Source organism: Spirosoma arboris (assembly GCF_009754945.1).
GTDB classification, from domain to species: domain Bacteria; phylum Bacteroidota; class Bacteroidia; order Cytophagales; family Spirosomataceae; genus Spirosoma; species Spirosoma arboris.
The window spans coordinates 837,255-855,579 of sequence record NZ_WPIN01000001.1 but is presented as its reverse complement, the minus strand read 5'-3'; the positions used below and the strand labels follow the sequence as shown (position 1 = coordinate 855,579).

The following is an 18,325-nucleotide window of genomic DNA, read 5'->3' as shown; positions in this document are numbered from 1 at the left end:
TGCCACGATGAAGAAGGCAGACTCTAAGTGATTTTACTCAAATTATCTCCAGGGATTACCTCTTCCAGTTTCTCTCCCGAAAAAGCCACTGCGCGTTCAGCAAATAGTGCTTTTGTGGCAGCCCAGGTTGTACGAAATAAGTCGCTCTGGCGGTAGGCTTCCAGGGCTTCGGCAGATGTCCACAGACTATAGGTCATGCGAACATTGGGATGAGTCGGGTCACGCAGGAGTTCAAGATGGCAATTACCGGAAAACGCACGAATGTGCTGTTTCGACCCATCAAAAATAGATTGAAACTCAGCGAGCGCCCCTTCCTGAAACGTCATACGAACAATTCGAACCAGCATCATTTTTCAGTTTAAACACGTCAGACCGTCAAAGCGAGCCACAAAGAACACTATGTTTTTTATTAGTCCCTGCCATAAAAACTTACTTTATACTTTTGAGGCCGATACAATCTTCTTTAAAACTTTGTGTTCTTTGTGGCTCGCTTTGGCGATCCAATGTGTTTAAATACCCTTATCTTATGAATTACCGTACATTTGGCCGTACCGGCTGGGAAATCTCTGAAATTGGCTATGGCATGTGGGGCCTTGCTGATTGGACTGGCTCCGAACGTTCACAAATTGACCAGGCTCTTGATCTGGCTGTTGAGCGCGGTTGCAACTTTTTCGATACAGCCTGGGGATATGGCTCTGGATTAAGTGAACAAATACTGGGTGGTCTCCTGAAGCGAAACCCTGACAAACAGTTATACGCAGCCACCAAAATTCCACCCAAAAATCGCATATGGCCATCGAGATCAGACTTTAAACTTGACGATGTATTTCCCGCTGATTACATTGTGGAATACACCGAAAAAAGCCTGCAAAATCTCGGTGTCGATACCATCGATCTCATGCAGTTTCACGTTTGGGAAGATGACTGGGCCAATCAGGACGAGTGGCAGGAGGCTGTCACGAAATTAACTCAGCAGGGAAAGGTTCGAGCATGGGGGGTTTCTGTGAATCGCTGGGAACCCAACAATTGCCTGAATACCCTCCGCACTGGACTAATTGATGCGGTACAGGTCATCTACAACATCTTCGACCAGAATCCAGAAGATGAGTTATTCCCACTCTGCCATCAGATGAATCTCGGTATCATTGCCCGTGTCCCTTTTGATGAAGGAACGTTGACAGGTACCTTCACCAAAGAGACCACGTTTCCGGCTAACGACTGGCGCTCAACCTATTTCGTACCCGAAAACCTGAACAGTAGCGTTGATCATGCGGATGCGCTCCGCCCGCTTATTCCGGCGGGAATGACCATGCCCGAAATGGCACTGCGTTTTATTCTGAGTAATCCTGATGTACACACGACCATTCCTGGTATGCGTCAGATTCGGAACGTCGAAGCCAACACCGCCGTTAGTGATGGAACTGGCCTGTCGCCCGAATTATTACACGAACTGAAAGGTCATCGTTGGGATCGTACGCCTACTGAATGGAGTCAGTAGTGGTTGGGCCAAGCTGGTGCTTGATCAGTATAGATAAAACGGGCCAGGCACCAGCTTGGCCCAGACTATATGAAAATCCTATTAGTTGAAGACGAACCGGATTTACAAAAGGCTGTACGCCAGTATCTGGAAAGCGAAAGTTATAGCGTTACCACAGCCGATACCTATTTGCAGGCCACCGAAAAAGCGCATGATTACGACTACGATTGCGTTGTCGTCGATTTAATGCTGCCCGGTGGCAATGGACTTGACCTGGTACGTGCCCTTAAAAAGCGACAGTCAACGGCGGGTATTATTGTCATAACGGCTAAAGATGCGCTGGCCGACAAACTCACCGGGCTCGATGCCGGAGCCGACGATTACCTGACAAAACCCTTTCATCTGCCCGAATTGAACGCCCGAATACGGTCGGTACTGCGTCGGCGGCTGTTTGGTGGACATGCACAGGTACAAGCGGGCGAGCTTACACTCTGGCCTGATCAACAACGCGTGAGCATCCGCAACAGCGACATTAAATTGACGGGAAAAGAATATGAACTCTTGCTCTTTTTAGTCACGAATGCCGACCGGCTCTTATCAAAGTCAGCGATTGCCGAGCACGTTTGGGGCGATGCGATGGATGCTGCCGACTCACATGAATTTCTGTACACACACGTCAAGAATCTACGTCGGAAATTAATTAACGCTGGTTGCCCCGATTATATTCAGACGCGCTATGGTGCAGGCTACGTTTTCTCAACCCGAACCCCATGAGTCTGCTTAGCCAAACCGCTCGTTATCTGCTCTTCACGGCTTTAGCCATCGCGTTGATTGGATCGGTGGGATTTTATACCCTTATCCACCGAAAAATTCGGCATGAAGTTGATGAGATTCTAGTGGCGGAGGTAAAGAAAACCGAACGGCGGCTACAGCTACAACCACTCCGCAAGGTGTCTGATTGGGATGATAACCCACATATTGAGCTTGCAACCAGACATTTACGGCCTCACTTCAGGGATATCGTTTTGATTGATTCGTTCGATACGAATGAACCGATTCAAGTTCGTCAGCTTAGGCAAACGGTGTCGGCAAACGGACAGACTTATTTAGTGACCGTTCGACTACCCTACTATGAGTTCAATGAACTGGCTCGTGAGATGTCGGCTGGTGTTATCGTCGGCTTTCTGATCTTAATGGCCCTGTCAGTTGCCATTGGGCTGGGCTTATCCCGTCGATTGTGGGAACCTTTTTACATGACCATCAGCCAGTTGGGTAGCTTTCGGCTCGATGGCGCGACTGATCAATCCTTCCCAGCTAGTCGCGTTAGGGAGTTTAGCCTACTCAGTCGATCGCTGAGCGAATTGACCCAGAAATTACGTCGGCAGTTTTCATTACAGAAACAGTTTACCGAAAACGCATCGCACGAATTGCAAACACCGCTGGCCGTGGCCTCGGCCGAATTAGACTTTCTGATGCAGTCGGAACGACTGAATGAAGCCGATCATACGCACCTGCAACGAGCGACAGATGCGCTTAGCCGGCTGAGTCAAATGAACCGTTCACTATTGCTTCTCACTCAAGTTGAGAACGATCAGTTTGCTGCCGATGAACTGGTGGATTTGAGCGCCTTATTGACTCAATACATTGATGAGTACGAACCCTTCTTCGAGCATAAAAACATGAGCATTGAGCGATCAATAGCTCCGGCAATACAACTACGGGTAAACAGGCAATTGGTGAGTGTATTAGTAACTAATTTGCTAAAAAATGCGGTTCGGCATGGGAATACTGGAGGCTCTGTTGGCATTGAATTAACGGCGCAATCCCTGCAAATTCGAAATACCGGCAAGCCCCTTCCATTTGCTGACAATCAACTATTTAACCGATTTGTAAAAGATCCAGCTCGCCCTGATTCAACTGGCTTAGGGCTTGCCTTAGTCAAACAAATCTGCGATCGCTACAGGTTGCCGCTAACATATGGGTACAATAGCGCGAAAGGTGAACACTCGTTTCAAGTGGGGTTACTATAACGAAGAGTGGGTTATCTTCAAATTCTCTTCATAATTCATCCCTTACTTGCAGGCAAAATCTGTACCTGATGAAATTAGTCGCCCTATTTACGCTACTCACGCTAGCCATTGCACCCGCATTTGGCCAGACCAACCGGATCATTCGGATTGAAGATAGTCTGACTCATGAAGCCGTCATTGCTGCTACGGTTCGTACAACCAGTAAACCAATAATTGGCGCTGTCACAGACGTCAGTGGCATTGCCCGTATTTCCGATTTACCAGCCGATGTCAAAACCCTGACAGTTAGTGCGGTAGGTTATGAAACTGAATCATTCTCTGTCACACCAGGGAGCGATACGCTTGTTTTTCGCCTGAAAGCGGCAGTAGAAGCCATCGACGAAGTGACCGTTACAGGCACACGTACCAACTCGCGCATTGAGGACTTGCCTATTAAGGTGGAAGTGCTTGGGCAGGAAGACATGGACGAAGAAAGCGCCGTGGTGCCCGGTAACGTGAGCAGTATTCTAGGCGACATTTCGATCATTCACGTTCAGCGAACATCGGCGGTTAATGGCAATCAGGCCATTCGGATGCAGGGACTTGACCCTAAGTACACTCAGATTCTGCGTGATGGGCTGCCACTTTATGAAGGTTTTTCGGGGAACCTCGGCGTCTTGCAAATTCCACCGTTGGATTTAAAACAGATTGAAGTCTTCAAGGGCTCTGTTTCCACACTCTACGGCGGAGGAGCCATTGGTGGGATGATCAATATCGTATCCAAAGCGCCTACGTCTACAACACCCGAATTTACGGCCCTACTCAATCATTCGAATCTGAAAGAGACGAATCTCAATGCCTATTACGCACAGCGCTACGGAGCCAATGGTAAAACTGGACTAACATTGTTTACAGGTTATACCGATCAGCTCGCCGTAGACGTAACTGGCGATGGGTTTACAGATAGTCCGCAGATCAAACAGTTCAACTTCCATCCCAAATTTTTCTACAACCCATCCGATCGCACTAAACTGAACATTGGTTATGCGTTCACCAACGAACACCGCGAAGGTGGTTATCTACCTGCCCTGGAAGGCTCTATGCCAAACGGCTATCGAAACATCACCGACCTCCAACGACATACGGTCGATTTCGACATCAACCATAATACTTCCGAAACAAACGCGCTGACGTTGAAAGGAGCGGTCAGTACATTTCATCGCCAAAACACGGATTACCAAAAACTGTCTGACGGGCGTCAGTCGTCCGTTTATCTGGAAGGCAATGATTTAGTGCGTTTTGGCAAGCAGCAACTCATTGTTGGTGCTAACCTCACCGTCGAGCAGTTTCGGAAAAATCCAGATAGTACGCTTCTGATCAACTATACCTACGCAACGGTTGGTGGGTTTGTACAGGACGATTGGCAGGTGAGCGAAAAAGTAGCCATACAGGCAGGACTTCGTTTCGATCATCACAACACATTTGGTAATTTCCTATTACCCCGGCTATCGGTCAAACTGAAACCAGCTGAGCCCTGGACTGTACGTTTGAGCGTTGGTACAGGTTATAAAACGCCTAATCTGTTCGTGAACCAGACGCCCGGCGCCTTAAATGTCAGTTTGATTTTCCCACGTCTGCTGCCGATTGATGTGAATACGGTGAAAGCAGAACGGTCGGTTGGCGGGAATATTGACATTGCTTATTCCAAATCGTTCGAGAGCGGCATCTCTTTACAAGTCGATCAGGCGCTTTATTACACCTATGTCAACTCACCAGTCGTGTCGGCTTTTGCCAGTACGTCGAATAACTTAGGAGCCTATACGCAACTTATTAACGCGCCCTATAACATCCTGAGCCTTGGAACGGATACTTACGTGCGACTCGAATACAAAGCGTACGAACTGTATTTCGGCTACAACCACACCCTCGCCCGGCGCGACGGTCCAACCGACAATACGTACTTGCCGCTGGCTCCACAAGACAAATTCTCGACAACGGTAGCCTGGGAAAACGACCATTTCCGGTTTGGTATCGAAACCAGTTATGTTGGCACGCAATACCTGTATAACAATCAAAAAGTATCGAATTACTGGTTCTTCGCCGGGGCCGCCGAATACCACTACAACGACCATTGGCGGCTGGTGTTGAACGCCGAAAACCTATTCAATATCAAACAGGCCAACTACGAAACCGTCGTTCTCGGCGCCAATCCAACGGTACAACCCACCTTCCGCCCCATCTGGGCACCGCTCGAAGGTCGAATTGTGAATGTTGCGTTGAAATTTACGCTGTGATATAGGATATATGATGTAGGGTGTATGATATATGCCTAGAGCAAAACATGTATCATACACCCTACATCATATATCCTATATCTTATTCCACCATCAATACCGAATGAATCCCCAACTTCGGCACAGTCACTGTAGCGATGCCATTAGCATAGTGAATCGGTAAGACTTTGTTTTCGGGTTGCTGCACGATGCGTTTTGGCTTCACATCGGTGCGGAGTCGAATGGTCAGGTTCGTTAGGGGTGGCACCTCGTCGTAGGTAAACACCTGCGGGTCGGCATGGCGACCGCCGGTATTGATCAGGTTCAGAGCCAGCCGACCATGTTGGCGGTTCAAGACAACATGTACTAAATGAGAACCACTTACCTCGACCAGAGGCTTCGGTAATAATGGCCGGGCAAGTGAGGCAATAAAGTCGCGTAGTCTGGCTGGCTGATGTTTCTGATAATCGCTACTCAAGTCAGCGTACACGGCTGTTAACTGGCCTTTACCAAATGACGTTTCGGTAGCGATAACACCCGCCACTGGATCAGCCGCTTCTGATTTTAGAAATAGGTCGATAGCTTTCGTATCCTTGCCTGTAATACGCACGGGCTGAAAAGGGCCCGTCAGCACAACCGTCGAACTATTATGCAATACCCATTTGGGACCTTTTACCACTGTGCCAGCAGGTTCAATCCCTAGTTCGCTGGCAAACGACCGGGTTGTTTGAGCGCCAATCAGGAGCAGATGCCCACCCTGCCGAACATAGTCAAGAAGTTCCTTTCGGAATCCCGTATCCAGCGAATCCTGTTGTGATACCACAATCACTGGATATTGATTCATTCGCCCTTGAAGGTGCTGTTCCGACAGTACTTCAACAGGCAATTGGGCATCCAAAAGTGCCGTCAACACACCACTGATCCGCTGTGTCTGCCCATTGCCGAACAACGATTGATTGAAAGCACTAACTGTCGAATTCGCATACAAAACGGCAATTTGCGGTACCGGCACGCTCCCTTCACAGAAGGGTTGTCTGGCCCGTACAAAACGACTCAACGCAGCCATAACGGGCAATTCGCGCAAGCCAATTGAGGCATTATGACGCTGCTGATAATAGGCCTGAAAGCCACCTCCAAGCGAGATTATTTCGGCTGCTTCCTGCATTAGGTGAACAGCCGATTTTTGATCACCCTGCCTCTGTACTGGATTGAATTCATACCAAAAACTCCACGACATCAAATCCCAGGGCTTATGGTAAAGCTGACCTTGTGCGGCCATAATTCGCCCTTCCAGCGCAGCTGAGTTCACACTGTTACTGGGCGTGAGATCGCCCGACAGAAAGTCAACGTTAGTTTTAATAGGTTCTGGCATCATGGACGAATACGCCCAGTTCGACGCAATTCGGAACGTTGGTCGATGGCGATGAACAGCATCTACATAATGTCCAATGTACTGCGCAAATGACCGACGGGCGAAAGCTTTAAACGCACCATAGTTGGCATCTTTGTCCGAACGCGGCACCGTCTGAATACCGGTCTCAGCCCGAAACTTCGCCAGTGCCGTTGGCGAATAATCCAGCACTGTTGCCCAGCATTCTCCATCGACCCATACGCCGTTGGCCCCATAATCGGCCAGTTCATTCAACTGCGGAATCAGCAATGAGTCAGCGTAAGGACCGTGGACAGATGTTCTCGATGAATTGATAGAGCCATCTGCTTTCTGAACTGCCCAGTTTGGATGTTTAGCCAAGGCAGCGTCATCGTACACACCCGAATAGTGTAAGTACAAATCCACACCATGTTTCCGGGTAACAGATCGGTAAAATGCCAGTGGATCGCCAACAATATGCGGGGCGACGGTTGCATTAGCTGCTTTCGACGGATAACTCGACACGCCCGTATGCCCTTTACAATCGACCTGAATAAAATCGGGCTTGACCGCCGTCAACAACGAATCAAGGCTTTTTTCAGACAGGTTTCGCCCAATCAACGAATCGTCCTTTATTGCATGAAAATCGAAATGGAGCCCAAAGTAGCGCTTTGAGGCAGGTTTGGGACTGCTTACGCCAGACTGTGCTAGTACCTGAAAACTGAACAGAGTAAAGAGTGATACCAGAAAGGTAGCCTTCATTATCAATTGAATGAGAATAAAAATGGAGCAACCTAATGAAGCGTAATCGACAAAAAGCCTACTCTCACGGCAAGCGTTTAGAAAAAACACGAGATGAAATCATCGTACGATAACTTCATCTCGTGTTTACAAAGTACTAAGGGATATATGAAGTATAGGCTGATGAATACATATATCCTATATCCCTCTCAATATTCCTGCGACAAGGGGTGCACCATGAACTCATCAATGACCACATGGGCCGGGCGGCTGACGATGAACAGCATCGACTCGGCCATGTCTTCGTTTTGGAGCCAGCTTCCCCGTGTGTCCGCACGATCGCCTTTGGCGTGGAAATTCGAGTCCACCAGACCAGAGTAAACGCCCGTCACTTTGATGCCAAACGAACGGACTTCCTTCCGCAGAGCGCCGGTGAACGCTTCCTGCGCGTACTTGCTCGCCGTGTACAGCGAACCACCCGCAAAGGTGCGCTTAGCTACGTCCGATGCCACTACGACAATATGTCCCGAACCCTGCGCTTTCAGGCTTGGCAACGCAGCTTTGGTCAGAATAAACGTGCCTTTAACGTTGGTCGCCATCAGGTCGTCCCACTCGCTAACGGAGAGTTCGTCTACGTTTTTGAAAATGCCGTAGCCTGCATTATTGATGACAACATCGATGTGTTTGAACTGATCAAGGGCTGTTTTGACAACCGCTTCCATGTCTGATTCACTGGTAACGTCGCCGGGTACCGCTACGATTTTACCGCGCGTATGGCCTTCAGTTGCTTCTTTTTCGAGTTGACTGAGTTCGTCGGCGTTGCGGGCAGTTACGACGACATTGGCACCGTGTTCGGCTAAGAGCATAGCGGTTGCCCGGCCAATACCACGTGATGCACCAGAAATAATGATGGTTTTATTTTCGACGGTCATAGGTTTTTTTTAAACGCAAAGGTCGCTAAAAGTTTCTGACAGGATTTACAGGATAAAACAGGATTTTTCTAGGCGATTAATCCTGTTTTATCCTGTAAATCCTGTCAGAAAAATATATTTCCTCGCTCGCCAACCCCACAAAGTGGCCATTTAATCAATGAAACATTTTTTTTAGACTCGTCTAAAACCAATTATAATTAGCCTGCGTATCTTTGATACAGGTTTGATAAACTGATTCCCACGAGTTAATGATCGGTTTGCTCCACATACATCGGTTGCGCGTAGCCCGTTTGCTGCTTGGCCTGTTTCTGGCTATGTGGCTCAACGGTGTGGTTTTCCGCCATGCGCACCGCTTGCCAAGTGGTAAACTTATTGTTCACGCCCACCCCTATTGGCCTTTTGGGAAAAGCCCAATCCTCCCCAATAATCACACAGCCCAGGAAATCCTACTACTCGATCTGGCGGCCCATCTGCCTGTCGTTATCGGTAGTTTTTTTGCGTTTCTGTTTCTTCTGCGTGAGCGTTTAGCGTCGGTTTTTCTGTTTAAAAACCGTTCGTTTCAGTCTCATTTTCGCTTCCGCTGCTTCTCTCACAGGGGTCCACCCGTCGTTTGGTAATTTCCTGACTGGCAGACATCGACCTTCGAGTTGATGCCTCATGCCGTATTCTCCGGAGTAATTCTACCAAACGATAATACCCTGAATGAACAAATTTTTCCTGCTGATTGGCTTAGGACTTCATGGTCTTGGGCTAAACGTGCTGTGTGCGCAGCCATCTCCCACTCGACTAATTCGTGGATCGGTTACCGATGCCGACAGCCACAAACCCATTCCATTTGGCAACATCAGCCTGACTGGGCAAAATAAAGGGGCCATTACCGATGCCCGAGGACAGTTTTCGCTGTCCATCAAAGCAGATACATTAGCGCACGAACTGATTATTTCCTGCGTCGGCTACAAATCTGACACACTACAAGTTAGTGCGCAAACAGATCAGTATAATGCCGTTTTGCTCCCTGTTGTGAATGCGCTCAACGAGGTCGTTGTCACAGGTGTTACGCGCGGTACGCTCCTCCGCCAGAACCCAGTAGCGATTCTGGCCATTTCCTCACGCGCTATCGAAAGTTCATCCAGCAGCAATATCATCGACGTATTAGTGAAGAACGCGCCCGGCCTGAATGCGGTTAAAACAGGCCCCAATATTTCCAAACCCTTCATTCGTGGATTAGGCTACAACCGGGTACTCACGCTGTATGATGGCGTTCGTCAGGAAGGGCAGCAGTGGGGCGATGAGCATGGTGTTGAAGTCGACAATTACAACATCAACCGCGCCGAAGTAATCAAAGGGCCAGCGAGTTTGATGTATGGTTCCGACGCTCTGGCGGGTGTGGTAAGCATGATGCCAAATTATCCAAAAGATACCGAAGGCAAACTCAAAGTTGGTTTTGTAACGGAATATCAGTCAAACAATCGGCTACTGGGTGAGTCGCTGAGTTTGGCATCGGGCGGGTCGCGCTGGGCCTGGAATCTGCGTGGATCAGTGCGAGCTGCGACCAATTACAAGAACAAGATTGATGGACGAGTTTATAATACGGGCTTTTCAGAGCGGACATTAACTGCTATGCTTGGGTATTCGGGACATCAGGGTTATTCTCGTTTCGGCGCTTCGTTGTATGATAATTTGCAGGGAATTCCCGATGGAAGCCGCGATTCGTTGACTCGTCAGTTTACCCGGCAGGTTGCTGAAGCTGATCTGGACGATATTCGAAATCGACCTATTGTGCCGTCTAGTGAACTGTCGTCTTATCACCTTAGTCCGCTTCATCAGCGCATCCAGCACTATCGACTACACACCAACAACCACTATCAGATTGGCAATGGCGAGATCGACTTACTGTTAGCTTTTCAGCAGAATATCCGTCGCGAATACAACCACCCAACCCAACCCGATCAGGCCGGTTTATTCGTGCGACTCAACACATTCAATTACGGGTTGCGGTACAACCTTCCCAATCTGGGCCAGCTGGCTACTACGGTGGGGGTCAATGGAATGTACCAGTCGAACAAAAACAAAAACGGCACCGCTTTCCCCATCCCGGATTACAATCTCTTCGATGTTGGCACGTTCGTTTTTCTGAAATGGCAGGCCGAAAAACTAACGTTGAGTGGTGGACTTCGCTATGATCGTCGGCGATTAACGGGTGATGATTTTTACATCAGCATCAATCCTAAAACGGGTTTCGAACAACACGCAACTCTGCCTGATACTGCCGGAGCGACATTGCAGTTCCCGGCACTTCACCAGTCATTTACGGGTATTTCTATGAGTCTGGGAGCTACTTATGAGTTCTCAGAAAAACTGGCACTTAAAGCCAATATTGCGCGAGGCTACCGGGCACCGAGCATCACCGAAATTGCTTCCAACGGGCTTGATCCAGGTGCGCACATCGTGTATATCGGGAACCGTAATTTCAATCCCGAGTTCAGTTTGCAGGAAGACATTGGTCTGACGGCTACTTTTCCCGACGTCAATTTTGGGGTGAGTGTATTCAACAATTACATTCAAAATTATATCTCCCTATCGCAACTGGTCGATGCACAGGGCGAGCCAGTCGTGATTGTGCCTGGCAACAAAACCTATCAATATCAACAGGCATCGGCCCAGTTGTACGGCTTTGAAACGCAGTTCAGTCTACACCCAACCGGCTGGCGAGGGTTCACGTTCGATAATAGCGTAGCAGTAGTTTACGGCTATAATCGGGGGCAACGATTTACTGATGCAGGTGTTCAGGGCGAATACCTCCCCTTTATCCCACCGCTGCGCATGTCAACGGGTGTGAGTCAGCTTCTCACTCTGAAATCCAAGTGGTTGTCAGATATTACAGTTAAAGCCGACGTCGATTACAATGCCCGGCAGGACCGATATATGGGTCTGAATAATACCGAAACCGCTACGCCTGCTTACACCTTAGTCAATGCTGGTCTGGATGCGTCGGTCCACGTTGGGCAGAACAAGCCCACCTGGCATGTGGTATTTCAGGTCAACAATTTGTTTGACGTAGCGTACCAGTCGAACCTCAGCCGATTGAAGTATTTCGAGTATTTCACCCAGTCGCCCAATGGCCATTTGGGTATGTTCGGCGTAGGCCGGAATGTTTGCCTGAAGTTGATACTGCCGTTTAACTAGTCTGAACCGGGATTACGCTGATTTTAGGATTAATCTGATTTTGCCTATCGATTCGCTTCAAAGAAGCGCAAAACAAAATCCTGTAAATCCCAAAATCAGCGTAATCCCGGTTTAAAATGCCTAATCATCTCACCGAAATTCATGCCTAACGACAAACCCGTGACAGCCTGCGTCAGTCGTTTGGTTTTGGTGTCGATTGTTTTAGCATCTTCAATCCAGTTACTGAAATAGTTCTGGTGGCTTGGGCTCAATTTCCGAAAGTTTGCTAATGCAGTCGGGTCGTCTTCCAGACACTCAAGCAGATCGGCTGATTGTGGCAAAGGGTCATTGTCTACCTCAAGACTCACCCGAATAGGCGTTCCTTCTTCCTCCTTCCCAAGTCCCCGACGCATCGTAGCGTTGATGGGCATCATAAATCGCCCTTCCGGATTTACCGAGCGACCCAACGGAAGCAGAGCCACTAATTTAATCGGGTAATTATCCAATGTTCCCTTCACCCGAAACGACTGTTTCTGTCCGGGTTTCAGCTCATCGCTAATGGCAATCGGAATCTCTATGTACGTCCACCGGGTTTTATCGCCTTTTTCGCCAAATTTTTGAAGGGTCGTTGTAAATGTGGGCATAAGAAAATGGGTAAGGGTTATCAGGGTATAGTCAGGTATAGTTCGCACTGACTTAATACTTCGCCAGCGTGGCCTCTAGCGACGTTTTCATTTCTTTTACCAGACTCTCAGGTTGCAGTACCGTCAGGTGTTCGCCGTAGCTGCGAAGGTGCATGAGCAAATCGCGGTTGGGAGCCAGACGAAGCCGTATTATGCACTCGGTTTCGGTGTCGCTTAGAACTTCCTGTGTTTGGTGAATAGGTTTAGTCGTTACGTAGCGACCAAACAACGGACTGAATGATAGCACAATATCTTCAACCGGCCCGTGACTATCTGTTATACCGAAGATATGCTCGAACAACTCACTCACGTTGGTCAATATGGCGGGCGGTACGTCGCAGGGGTCGTCCAGCAGTTCGAGTTCGCTCATACGATCCAGCGCGAAGGTCCGTTCGCCACCACTGGCCGCATCGTAGCCAATGACGTACCAGCTATCGGCCACTTCTCGTAACAAAATCGGGTGCAGGATGCGCAGTTTGGGACGCTCAGGTGTAATCAGGCCTGGGTCAATCGTGCGGGCTTTGGCTTTTCTTACGGCTATACTGCCACTCATTGACACGGCATCTTCATGTTTGAGGTACCGAAATGCCACCTGCCGATTCTGGTTTACTGCCCGAATCAATACGGGTACGTATTGGCGATTGCCGCCCAGAATTTTCTCTTCCACGTACACCACACGTCGCGTAGGTGCATCCGTTTTTACCTCCCGAATAATGTCGAGGCTTTGCCGCACGCGTTGCAACGCATTGTCGAGTTCATCGGCCACCGACGCGCCCTGTGTAGCAGCCAATACTTCCCGAGCCTGTTCCAACGCTTCCATGTCATCGGGAGTCAGCATTAAGTTCAGTAACCGGAACTGTGGGTTGCTGTAGTAATAGCCATTGGCCCGTTTGTCGTACTCAATGGGCGCATCGTGGTCTTCTCGCATCCGCTGAATATCTTTTTCGAGTGACGAGATGGACCGGATACCGCATTTGTCCTGGCAGAGTTCAAAAAGTTTCTGCTTGGAATACCGACGTGGGTATCGGCTGATGATTTCGTCGATAAGTCGATAACGTTGAAAGGCTGAACGGGTTATAGGCATACTGTATTATATATAGTACAAATAAAATATAATCAGACGTATTGTAATTATATTTGGCGACCACAAAGGAGCGAAACTTTTTTTCAATAAAAAAGAAGACCGTAAATAGATTACGTTTTATAGGATATACTTTTGAATCGGACAATCACTTAGACTTATCATGACTCATACCTCACGTCCTCGCGCAAATACCCCGGCTTACACGCCACGCCCGTCGCTCTCGACCCGGCAATTAGTTGATCTCGAACTGGGTTTATTCCTGCTTCAGCAACTGCATCCAGATGCCCCTGCAACAGCACTCCCCGACTTACTCCGGCCTGACGATACGGATTGGTCTGGTCTGACACCCAAACAGAAAAAATACCTGAATCGGGGACGATTGCTGCTGTCTCACTTTGCCTATAATCTTCAATGGCAGGAATTATTAACCGCCTATGCCTCTGCGCCCGGTCATCGGCTAGCGTATGATCTCAGTCCCGATTGCAGCCACTTCGCCGAAAAAACCGTTGGCTTCTCTCGCAATCGACTTGGCGTTCTACGCAAAATGCTGGCGTAATATAAAATCGAGAGTCGGTAGTCATTAATCAAAAGCGGATGACACCTAATACCATCGACTCTTGCCTGGCGACTAACTACTCCAAACCATTCTTGACAAATCCTGACTAAAACTATGCTGAACCAGTTGCTCCAACGGGTATGGAACCGCCCTGCCCCAGTCGATACCGATGCCACCGTGCGTCCACATCCGAATACACTGGCCCTTTCTTCTGCTGAACAGGATAAGCCTTCGCCAGCCGAATCGCCTAACCCGAATCTTCGGACGGTGAAGCTGATTATGGTGACTGCTGAAAACAACAACAAATACTATGAAATGCGTGAAAATGAGAACGGTACGTTCGATGTATTTTACGGCCGGGTGGGTGGCTTTCGCAATAAAGCCACCCATCCAATAGCGCAGTGGAATCAGAAACTCCGCGAAAAAAAAGCCAAAGGCTACACCGACCAGACTCACCTTTACGCAGAATCCAGTCCAGCAACAGATGCCAGCACCATTGCCGAACCAGCAGTGCGTGGTCTGATGAGTCGACTGTTGGAATTAGCCAATCTGTCTATTTTCCAGAATTATGTCGTTTCGGCTCAGCAGGTAACGCGCAGGCAGGTTGAAACCGCTCAGCAAATGCTTGATGCATTAGCCGCGCAATTGATGGTGGGCATGGACACAAGCGCCTACAACGCCAAACTCCTCGACCTGTTCAAAGTAATTCCGCGCCGGATGACCCACGTAGGTCAACATCTGGCCAGCGAAACTCCTCAATCGGCCGACGATCTGCAACCTCTCCGCGATCACCTTGCCAACGAGCAATCCACGCTCGATGTCATGCGCGGGCAGGTCGAATTATCGCCTGTTCCGACAGCATCAAATCAGACTCCGCCTACGCTGCTCGAAAGCATGAATCTGACGATTGAGCCCGAAACGGACAACAACGTACTGAAGCTCATCAAGAAAATGATGGGGGACGATGCAGACAAATTCGACGCGGCTTTTAGTGTGCGCCATGCCGCTACTGACGCGGCCTTCAATGCCTATGTAAGCAAACAACAGAATCGTAAAACGCTGGCCCTCTGGCACGGAAGCCGGAGCGAAAACTGGCTGTCAATTCTAAAAAATGGCTTAGTGCTACGTCCAGCCAACGCGATTATTACAGGCAAAATGTTCGGGTATGGCATCTATTTCGCTGACCAATTTAGTAAGTCACTCAACTACACCTCGCTGAATGGTTCGGTTTGGGCCAACGGTCGGCAGAGTGAAGCGTATCTGGCCATTTACGAAGTCCATGTTGGGGAGCAATTGGAACTGACGAAGCATGAATCTCATCATATGCGATTGGATGGCGATGCCTTAAAAAAACTGGATACCCGCTACGATTCGGTGTTTGCCCGTCAGGGAGTTAGTCTGCAGAAGAACGAATTTATTGTTTACAACCAGGCGCAATGTACAGTTCGGTACATCGTCAGAATCAAATCGTAACATGGAGGCACAACGTAAAAAATTAGATCCACTCGTCATCCGATTTGTGGCCACGGCGCTTATCCTGGCCAATGGCAGTACAACTACACTGGACGTAAAAAAGTCGCTACGTCAACGTGGCTACGAAGCCCGTCAGGCCGATGTCTCGCAATGGCTCCTGGTAATCTGTTTCTGGGAAAGCTGGGCCGTTCAGGACAACGGTAAGCACCGGGTCTACTCCTTCCCCAAATTCGCGATTCCCCAGCCGATCAACAATTAATTTTTTCGACAGGATTTACAGGATAAAACAGGATTAGTTGTTCAAGTGAATAATCCTGTTTTATCCTGTAAATCCTGTCGAAAAAAATTTTACCCTGAACTCATTATCAGACAGGCAAAAATAATTTCAAAAAAATAGTACAACGTAAAAAGATTACGTTCTAGTGGGATGATATTTGTATAGAACAATAAACAAACATACAAATGAACACGCTCCTCACCACCGCCCCTGTTGCTCGCCCAGCCCTTGCTAGTTTGTTACGCTGGCAGGAGCCGCTGGCCAGCCGAATTCGGTTTCGGCACGCATTACCGGGCATGGTGGCGAATCGCTTGCTTAACGTTGAATTAGGTTTGTATCTGCTGGCCGAGCTAGTTCCAATGGCACCGCCACAATCTCTGCCCGATCTGCTGAATGGTCAGGGATACATTTATCGGCAGCGCCCAATCTGGTCGCCCCGGCAGCACCGTGCGCTGAGCCAGGCTCGTATTCTGTTGGCACCTTACCTGGATCGGAGCGCCTGGTTCAAGGCGCTGGACAAATACGCCAATCTGTCTCCCGAGTTGCGAGCCTTTACCCTCAACGGCAACCTCCGCACCGACATCGGTAGCTATTTGCTCCGCGAGCGTGTGGGTCTGTTCTCTCGGGCGCTAGCTTAAGCAAATCACGATCTGCGTACGTACCAACTCGCGGGAGTAGACACTCCCGCGAGTTTTTCCACTTGTAGACTCAACCACCCTTCCTACTCATTTGCCCGAATGCCACCTATACAACCTCTACCATTCGATGCCCCCTTGAGCCACTACGAGAAACAGGCTGAGGAAGTTTTAACAAGTTATCAATCAGGAAATTCCAGCTTTATTCGACAGTTCAATGAACATCATCTTAGTTTCCGAAACTGGTCAAAGGCAACTAATCAGGATGGCGAATTTAATCTGAACGACTCCCAACAACTCGTTGCCCGACTATATGGTTTCGAGACGTGGGAAAAGCTGATTGAGTATATCAATGACGTAACGCAGGCAGATTCATCGGTCTGGCAATTCGAATCGGCTGTTGAAGCAATTATCAATGGAGAGACAACTACACTTGATTCGCTGCTGCGGGCAAATCCGACGTTGATTCGGATGCGTTCGACGCGGGTACATCGAGCAATGCTTCTTCATTACATTGGGGCAAATGGTGTTGAGAATTATCGTCAGAAATCACCCCGAAACGCTGTTGACGTAGCCCGTATATTGCTCAAAGCCGGTGCCGAAGTCGACGCCTTAGCCGACACATACGGAAAAGGCACAACGCTCGGCCTGGTAGCTACAAGCATCCATCCGAAGCAGGCTGGCGTACAAATTCCATTGATCGACACGTTGCTGAATTACGGTGCCGACATCGATTGCACGCCAACCGGCTGGCCACCGCTCATGGCCGCACTGGCAAACGGATGCCCGGAAGCCGCCGAGACATTAAGACGAAATGGCGCACGTATAGACAGTATCGTCGCTGCCGCCGGATTAGGGCGACTCAAATTGGTAAAGAGCTTTTTTTCGGAAGACGGCCAATATTTCCCAAACGAGTCCGATACATCGGTTTGGGGAGTACCTAAAGAGCCAACGGCGCAATTGGAGCGTGCTTTCCTGTACGCCTGCACCTACGGGCATATAACCGTTGCCGAATTTTTATTAAGCAAGGGGGTTAACCCAAACGCCCAGGATACTGACGGACAAACCAGTCTGCACGTCGCCGTACTTAGCGGCCAACTCGACATGGTGAAGTGGCTGATAGACCGAAACACCCCGCTCGAAGTCAAAAATGGTTACGGCGGAACCGTATTGAGTCAGGCGCTGTGGTGCGTCGTTAACGGAAATCCCGACCTTGATTACGTTCCCATTGTTGAGGTATTACTCAACGCGGGTGCTCTAATTGAACCCGGTACACTGGACTGGTTAGCGCAACAGGATACCCTCTCGCCAACAAAACGAACACGTATTGAGGAAGTGTTTCGGAAGCACGGCGCGAACTCATGATTTGTTTCGGGACATCAAGAAAAGCTATCCGAATGATACAATACGGTATTACGCTTGGTCGCCATCTTTACTGGTTCCATCTGAATCTACTCGGCTTATTGATCTGTCAATCCAACTTACTCTGTTGGGTTTACCAACCGATAGCGCGATCTATAGTCTGTCGATTTATGCGGCAGGTGCTGCGGTTTCGGTGAAGGAAGATACTCTGTTAGCTTAAATTGAATTGTATTTCCTGTGTGACCCCGATGGGGTCAGATGTTTATAGAAAGACGCCCATTCCTATAAA

The 18,325-nt window shown here is 48.9% G+C and carries 17 protein-coding genes; 12 read left to right on the top strand and 5 right to left on the bottom strand.

Going from position 1 to position 18,325, the window contains the following annotated elements:
• Positions 1 to 23 precede the first annotated feature (23 nt).
• Positions 24 to 347: a putative quinol monooxygenase gene (locus GO755_RS03435; RefSeq protein WP_157583339.1), complete on the bottom strand. Its 324-nt coding sequence runs from the start codon at positions 345 to 347 to the stop codon at positions 24 to 26.
• Between the two features lie 179 nt (positions 348 to 526).
• On the opposite strand from GO755_RS03435, the gene GO755_RS03430 reads away from it, so the two are divergent.
• The 4 genes from GO755_RS03430 (at position 527) to GO755_RS03415 (ending at position 5,780) form a co-directional block, all read left to right on the top strand.
• A complete protein-coding gene (locus GO755_RS03430; protein WP_157583150.1) occupies positions 527 to 1,498 on the top strand; it encodes an aldo/keto reductase in 972 nt (323 codons plus the stop codon).
• Positions 1,499 to 1,567: 69 nt separating this feature from the next.
• Positions 1,568 to 2,251 carry a response regulator transcription factor gene (locus GO755_RS03425; protein WP_157583149.1) on the top strand — a complete coding sequence of 228 codons (684 nt, stop codon included), beginning with the start codon at positions 1,568 to 1,570 and terminating at the stop codon, positions 2,249 to 2,251.
• Positions 2,248 to 3,507, top strand: coding sequence for a sensor histidine kinase (gene porY / locus GO755_RS03420; RefSeq protein ID WP_157583148.1), 1,260 nt, complete (start codon positions 2,248 to 2,250; stop codon positions 3,505 to 3,507). Before GO755_RS03425 ends, porY begins: the two co-directional genes overlap by 4 nt.
• Positions 3,508 to 3,575: 68 nt before the next feature.
• On the top strand, positions 3,576 to 5,780 hold the full coding sequence (locus tag GO755_RS03415) for a TonB-dependent receptor (RefSeq protein WP_157583147.1): 2,205 nt from the start codon (positions 3,576 to 3,578) through the stop codon (positions 5,778 to 5,780).
• 82 nt (positions 5,781 to 5,862) lie between these two features.
• Here the strand turns inward: GO755_RS03415 and GO755_RS03410 are convergent, their stop codons facing one another.
• Positions 5,863 to 7,890: a hypothetical protein gene (locus GO755_RS03410; protein WP_157583146.1), complete on the bottom strand. Its 2,028-nt coding sequence runs from the start codon at positions 7,888 to 7,890 to the stop codon at positions 5,863 to 5,865.
• Positions 7,891 to 8,078: 188 nt separating this feature from the next.
• A complete protein-coding gene (locus tag GO755_RS03405) occupies positions 8,079 to 8,801 on the bottom strand; it encodes an SDR family oxidoreductase (RefSeq protein WP_157583145.1) in 723 nt (240 codons plus the stop codon).
• 248 nt (positions 8,802 to 9,049) lie between these two features.
• Between GO755_RS03405 and GO755_RS03400 the strand changes: the two genes are divergently transcribed.
• Both GO755_RS03400 and GO755_RS03395 read left to right on the top strand, forming a co-directional pair.
• The gene (locus tag GO755_RS03400; protein ID WP_157583144.1) at positions 9,050 to 9,418 is read left to right on the top strand and encodes a hypothetical protein; all 369 of its coding nucleotides are present in this window, start codon (positions 9,050 to 9,052) and stop codon (positions 9,416 to 9,418) included.
• Between the two features lie 85 nt (positions 9,419 to 9,503).
• Positions 9,504 to 11,987, top strand: a complete 2,484-nt coding sequence (locus tag GO755_RS03395; RefSeq protein WP_157583143.1) for a TonB-dependent receptor — start codon at positions 9,504 to 9,506, stop codon at positions 11,985 to 11,987.
• A 95-nt stretch (positions 11,988 to 12,082) separates the two neighbouring features.
• Here the strand turns inward: GO755_RS03395 and GO755_RS03390 are convergent, their stop codons facing one another.
• On the bottom strand, positions 12,083 to 12,610 hold the full coding sequence (locus tag GO755_RS03390) for a YdeI/OmpD-associated family protein (RefSeq protein ID WP_157583142.1): 528 nt from the start codon (positions 12,608 to 12,610) through the stop codon (positions 12,083 to 12,085).
• A gap of 52 nt (positions 12,611 to 12,662) precedes the next feature.
• Complete coding sequence (locus tag GO755_RS03385) at positions 12,663 to 13,733, bottom strand: helix-turn-helix transcriptional regulator (protein WP_157583141.1); 1,071 nt, start codon at positions 13,731 to 13,733, stop codon at positions 12,663 to 12,665.
• A 160-nt stretch (positions 13,734 to 13,893) separates the two neighbouring features.
• Between GO755_RS03385 and GO755_RS03380 the strand changes: the two genes are divergently transcribed.
• The 6 genes from GO755_RS03380 to GO755_RS03355 all read left to right on the top strand — a co-directional run bounded on the left by GO755_RS03380 (position 13,894) and on the right by GO755_RS03355 (position 18,256).
• Entirely contained in the window at positions 13,894 to 14,289 is a 396-nt protein-coding gene (locus GO755_RS03380; protein WP_157583140.1) for a pPIWI_RE_Z domain-containing protein, read from the top strand.
• A 114-nt stretch (positions 14,290 to 14,403) separates the two neighbouring features.
• Positions 14,404 to 15,762, top strand: a complete 1,359-nt coding sequence (locus GO755_RS03375; RefSeq protein WP_157583139.1) for an ADP-ribose polymerase — start codon at positions 14,404 to 14,406, stop codon at positions 15,760 to 15,762.
• 1 nt (position 15,763) lies between these two features.
• On the top strand, positions 15,764 to 16,021 hold the full coding sequence (locus tag GO755_RS03370) for a hypothetical protein (RefSeq protein ID WP_157583138.1): 258 nt from the start codon (positions 15,764 to 15,766) through the stop codon (positions 16,019 to 16,021).
• A gap of 203 nt (positions 16,022 to 16,224) precedes the next feature.
• Positions 16,225 to 16,677 (top strand): pPIWI_RE_Z domain-containing protein, encoded by a 453-nt coding sequence (locus tag GO755_RS03365; RefSeq protein WP_157583137.1) that lies wholly within the window; start codon positions 16,225 to 16,227, stop codon positions 16,675 to 16,677.
• Positions 16,678 to 16,776: 99 nt separating this feature from the next.
• Positions 16,777 to 18,039 carry an ankyrin repeat domain-containing protein gene (locus GO755_RS03360; protein WP_157583136.1) on the top strand — a complete coding sequence of 421 codons (1,263 nt, stop codon included), beginning with the start codon at positions 16,777 to 16,779 and terminating at the stop codon, positions 18,037 to 18,039.
• Positions 18,002 to 18,256: a hypothetical protein gene (locus GO755_RS03355; protein ID WP_157583135.1), complete on the top strand. Its 255-nt coding sequence runs from the start codon at positions 18,002 to 18,004 to the stop codon at positions 18,254 to 18,256. Before GO755_RS03360 ends, GO755_RS03355 begins: the two co-directional genes overlap by 38 nt.
• Positions 18,257 to 18,325 lie beyond the last annotated feature (69 nt).

Bases quoted from the DNA above. Each gene is read 5' to 3' on its own strand.
- GO755_RS03435 (WP_157583339.1), bottom strand. From the start codon at position 347: ATGCTGGTTCGAATTGTTCGTATGACGTTTCAGGAAGGGGCGCTCGCT.
- GO755_RS03430 (WP_157583150.1), top strand. From the start codon at position 527: ATGAATTACCGTACATTTGGCCGTACCGGCTGGGAAATCTCTGAAATT.
- GO755_RS03425 (WP_157583149.1), top strand. From the start codon at position 1,568: ATGAAAATCCTATTAGTTGAAGACGAACCGGATTTACAAAAGGCTGTA.
- porY (WP_157583148.1), top strand. From the start codon at position 2,248: ATGAGTCTGCTTAGCCAAACCGCTCGTTATCTGCTCTTCACGGCTTTA.
- GO755_RS03415 (WP_157583147.1), top strand. From the start codon at position 3,576: ATGAAATTAGTCGCCCTATTTACGCTACTCACGCTAGCCATTGCACCC.
- GO755_RS03410 (WP_157583146.1), bottom strand. From the start codon at position 7,890: ATGAAGGCTACCTTTCTGGTATCACTCTTTACTCTGTTCAGTTTTCAG.
- GO755_RS03405 (WP_157583145.1), bottom strand. From the start codon at position 8,801: ATGACCGTCGAAAATAAAACCATCATTATTTCTGGTGCATCACGTGGT.
- GO755_RS03400 (WP_157583144.1), top strand. From the start codon at position 9,050: ATGATCGGTTTGCTCCACATACATCGGTTGCGCGTAGCCCGTTTGCTG.
- GO755_RS03395 (WP_157583143.1), top strand. From the start codon at position 9,504: ATGAACAAATTTTTCCTGCTGATTGGCTTAGGACTTCATGGTCTTGGG.
- GO755_RS03390 (WP_157583142.1), bottom strand. From the start codon at position 12,610: ATGCCCACATTTACAACGACCCTTCAAAAATTTGGCGAAAAAGGCGAT.
- GO755_RS03385 (WP_157583141.1), bottom strand. From the start codon at position 13,733: ATGCCTATAACCCGTTCAGCCTTTCAACGTTATCGACTTATCGACGAA.
- GO755_RS03380 (WP_157583140.1), top strand. From the start codon at position 13,894: ATGACTCATACCTCACGTCCTCGCGCAAATACCCCGGCTTACACGCCA.
- GO755_RS03375 (WP_157583139.1), top strand. From the start codon at position 14,404: ATGCTGAACCAGTTGCTCCAACGGGTATGGAACCGCCCTGCCCCAGTC.
- GO755_RS03370 (WP_157583138.1), top strand. From the start codon at position 15,764: ATGGAGGCACAACGTAAAAAATTAGATCCACTCGTCATCCGATTTGTG.
- GO755_RS03365 (WP_157583137.1), top strand. From the start codon at position 16,225: ATGAACACGCTCCTCACCACCGCCCCTGTTGCTCGCCCAGCCCTTGCT.
- GO755_RS03360 (WP_157583136.1), top strand. From the start codon at position 16,777: ATGCCACCTATACAACCTCTACCATTCGATGCCCCCTTGAGCCACTAC.